Source organism: Candidatus Cloacimonadota bacterium, from assembly GCA_028706475.1.
Taxonomy (GTDB): Bacteria; Cloacimonadota; Cloacimonadia; order Cloacimonadales; family Cloacimonadaceae; genus UBA5456.
Genome location: JAQWBI010000084.1, coordinates 1 through 3,382, shown reverse-complemented (window position 1 = coordinate 3,382; position 3,382 = coordinate 1). Strand labels below are relative to the sequence as shown.

The 3,382-nt window shown below is 44.5% G+C and carries 3 protein-coding genes; all 3 read right to left on the bottom strand.

What is annotated here, in order from left to right:
• Positions 1 to 239: 239 nt before the first annotated feature.
• Positions 240 to 704, bottom strand: coding sequence for a hypothetical protein (locus tag PHF32_08720; protein ID MDD4560797.1), 465 nt, complete (start codon positions 702 to 704; stop codon positions 240 to 242).
• A 178-nt stretch (positions 705 to 882) separates the two neighbouring features.
• Positions 883 to 1,341, bottom strand: a complete 459-nt coding sequence (locus tag PHF32_08715; protein MDD4560796.1) for a hypothetical protein — start codon at positions 1,339 to 1,341, stop codon at positions 883 to 885.
• A 299-nt stretch (positions 1,342 to 1,640) separates the two neighbouring features.
• Entirely contained in the window at positions 1,641 to 3,206 is a 1,566-nt protein-coding gene (locus tag PHF32_08710; protein ID MDD4560795.1) for a hypothetical protein, read from the bottom strand.
• Positions 3,207 to 3,382: the final 176 nt, after the last annotated feature.

Genomic DNA, 3,382 nt, shown 5'->3' with positions numbered 1-3,382 from the left:
CACAATTTACGATATTCAATTAGGAGCTTGATTGAGGTTTAGGTATCTGCTGCCAAATTCTCAGTTCACCTGCGTTCACTTTTCACTTCCTAAATCCGTGCCATCCGTGTAATCCGTGTGCCAAAAATGCGCCAGCCATTCTCAATTCTCAATTCTCAATTCTCAATTAAATCCGTGTAATCCGCGTGCCCTAATTGTAAATCGTAAATCGTACATCGTAAATCCTAAATCATCCCCCCTTACTCACCCAACAAATTTACCTCAGCTATCTCGAGGTCTTTATCCACAGCTCCCCGTTTGGTCTCAATCTTTCCCTCAGGAAATACGATCGTGCCATGTACCGCCGGTCTCAGCCCACCATGCGATTCCACGCCCAAGCTCTTCACATGAACAGTGGTATTGGCGATATCTACTTGAATCAGGTATTGCCCGTTTTCACTGGACATGGGATTTTCTTCCCCCCATCCGATATTCCTGGCCAGCATCTCAGCATTGACCCCCTCCAAATCACGGCTCAGGCCGTTTAAAGCCGTCCACAAGCGGTATGATTCCTGGATCTGGATCAGATACCGCTGAGTATCCTGTCCGATCATAGAGCCGTTGTTCTGGAATTTCTGCTGCATGAACATATTAAAACCCACCGCTACAGCGATGCCCACAATTATAACAACCAATACAATGAGCAAGATCTGTTGGTTTCCCACCTATGAACTCCTTTTGAAATATTTAAATTTCACTCCGTAACAATCTAGTAGAATGCACTTCACCTGTCAAGAATATTCTCTGTTGAGATTTAATAGGGATACATCAATCACGTTTGTAAGCGCTTGAAACAAAAAAAGGGGATTGAAATCCCCTTTAAATGTTTAGTTAACCTGTTTATCAGGAACCGAAGGCTGCACTTGGGACATCAGCAATATCAGTTTTTTCAGTATCAATAGCTCTCGCATTGATGGTACCGTCAGCCAAGGTAACTCTTGTTCTTACTGCGGGGCGCTTTCCACCCTTTACTTCCTTGCCAAGCCCGTATATCGTAACAGTTGTAGTTTCGGCAGTAATAATGTACTCACCGCTATCATTGTTGGTACTATGTCCACCCCAACCGATGTATCCACCAATTTTTGCAACTGTCATATTTGCAACATTGCCACCAGCACCACCTTGTGATTCAGGGGTTTTGTAATATTGTACTACTTGTGAAGCAAAGCTTTGGGCGTCAGCAGCGATGGCTGATTTGTTGGCGCTGTAAGCTTGAGCATTGAACATCTGGATACCTACCGCGATGGCGGCACCAACGATAATTACGCTAAGTACGATGAGTAGGATTTGTTGAGTTCCCATTGGTATTCTCCTTTTTTTAGGGTTTTTTTTTTCCACTTTGGAAAGTGTTCACACTATGTGTCTTTGTCTGCTTTAGGGTAAACGCAAGATGTGTGCCAATTCGGTCTTAGGGCAGGAGAAATAACTTGATGTATAGCATAAGTATCTGAATGGCATGATGTAACAGCTATGATCATCCGATAATAAAAAGGAGATAGGTACTCCAGGTCGGGCACATGATTGTGAAGATCACGATACACAGTCATGGCGTGTTGTCCCCTTTAGAAAACATGCAGGGAGTAAAACAATGCGTCCAACCTTCACTTGCTGTTCTCCGCTGTACGCGTCACGCGGTAAAGCTTCATATCCTCATCGGTATCAGACACATCAGTCAGTGCCAAATCATAGAACTCATCAATTTTTAAGGTATACTCGTTCCATCCGAAGTATCTGGTAAGCCCGAAATAGTGCAGGACATAATCAACCTTGTACAGATCAAGCAATTCATCCTTATTCTTCAGATCTGTATTTGGAGGTACCAGGATATAGCCATGATCCGTGTAGAGATTATAACCCACAATATTGCAGAGGATTACTGCGTTCTCTGGGATCTGGTTATCAGCCAAAAGCTTATCGGCTTCCCTAAAGATATGATCCCGGTCAGCACCGCTAACAGGGATCCACTGGGTGAAATTTGCTACACAGTATATCTGAAAGAACAGCACCAGCATCAGTACGACATATCTGGGGATGAGTTGCTTATCTTTGAACAAAGCCAGTAGGCATTGTTCCATCAAGACAGCAGAAAAGATGATCAGAGGAACAAAGAGCGGGAAGATATAGCGGGGGTTGGGTGTTCCTCTGCTAAAGGCATAGATGCCCAGGTTTACTGCCAGGAGCAGCCAGATGCTTTGTTTATCTCTATTGTTAGGACTTGCCGCCAGGTAGAAGATAGTGAAGGGAAACAGCAAGCCGAGATTGCGCCAATCCAAGGCAATGGTCGCAATCTTTTGCAGCACTGTGATGCAGATCTGGGGCGAGAAAAAGAACTTGGGTAATGCCGATACTTCGCGACTGTAGCCATCAAAGGGAAAACTGTGACTGAAAGATAGCAGCGGCGGGGTGGACATCACATAGAATCTGAGACCGTACCAGAGAGCTAAAAACGCCGCGAAATAGAACGATACAGTAAATATGCGTTTGAATCTTCCACATAGCAGGAGATGCAGCATAAACGCTGCTGCCATGGGCATATTTGCTCTCTTAATACTAAAGAGGGATGCCAAAGCCAAGCTATACAAGATATAATGCCATACCGGCACCTTCTCATTATTGACTATATGACTGTGACATACAAAGACCACAACAAAGTTGAAGAGTGTAAAGCTTTCAAGCCAGGCTCCAAATGAGTACTCAAAGAGGGTGTAGCTTCCTCCGATGCAGAGTAGGGCAAGGAAATGGGCAAAACCATATTCCGGAAACTTGCGCAGCATAAAGCGGTAGATAATAAACAGCGATGCCAGCAGGAGCAAGAGGTTAAGGATATTTACTCCGGTCATGAAATGAGTCTTCCCGGTCAACAGGTAGATCCCGCTCATCAGATAGGTATAGATCGGAGCTCTGCTCCAGCCCTGATAGCGGTTGCCGTATTTGTTTACGTAATCGGTAATGGTATCGATATCCATATTGAAACGGCATATTGAGCTCACAAAACCCTTGCCTTCAGCCACGTTTCTTGCTGTCTCCATATAGATGGCAGAATCGCTGCCGGTGATATTGGGGCTCCAGATTATCAGCGCCGGAACGCGCATCAGAATGACAATCAGAAACGCAAGCAGGATGTATTTGTGCTTGGCAAACATAATTCTCCCGGATAAGTCGTTCATTGATCCTCAGGAACTGAATAACACCTGATTCTTTCCCATAAGCCTGTCTCGGTTATCGGGCTTTTTGTCAATGGAATTCTCTTTTTTTGGTATTCCCCCATTTTTTGATCCATTCATATCTCACGCTGATTACGCGGATAGCGCGGATTTGTTGGATATAATTTTGAGATAGAAAC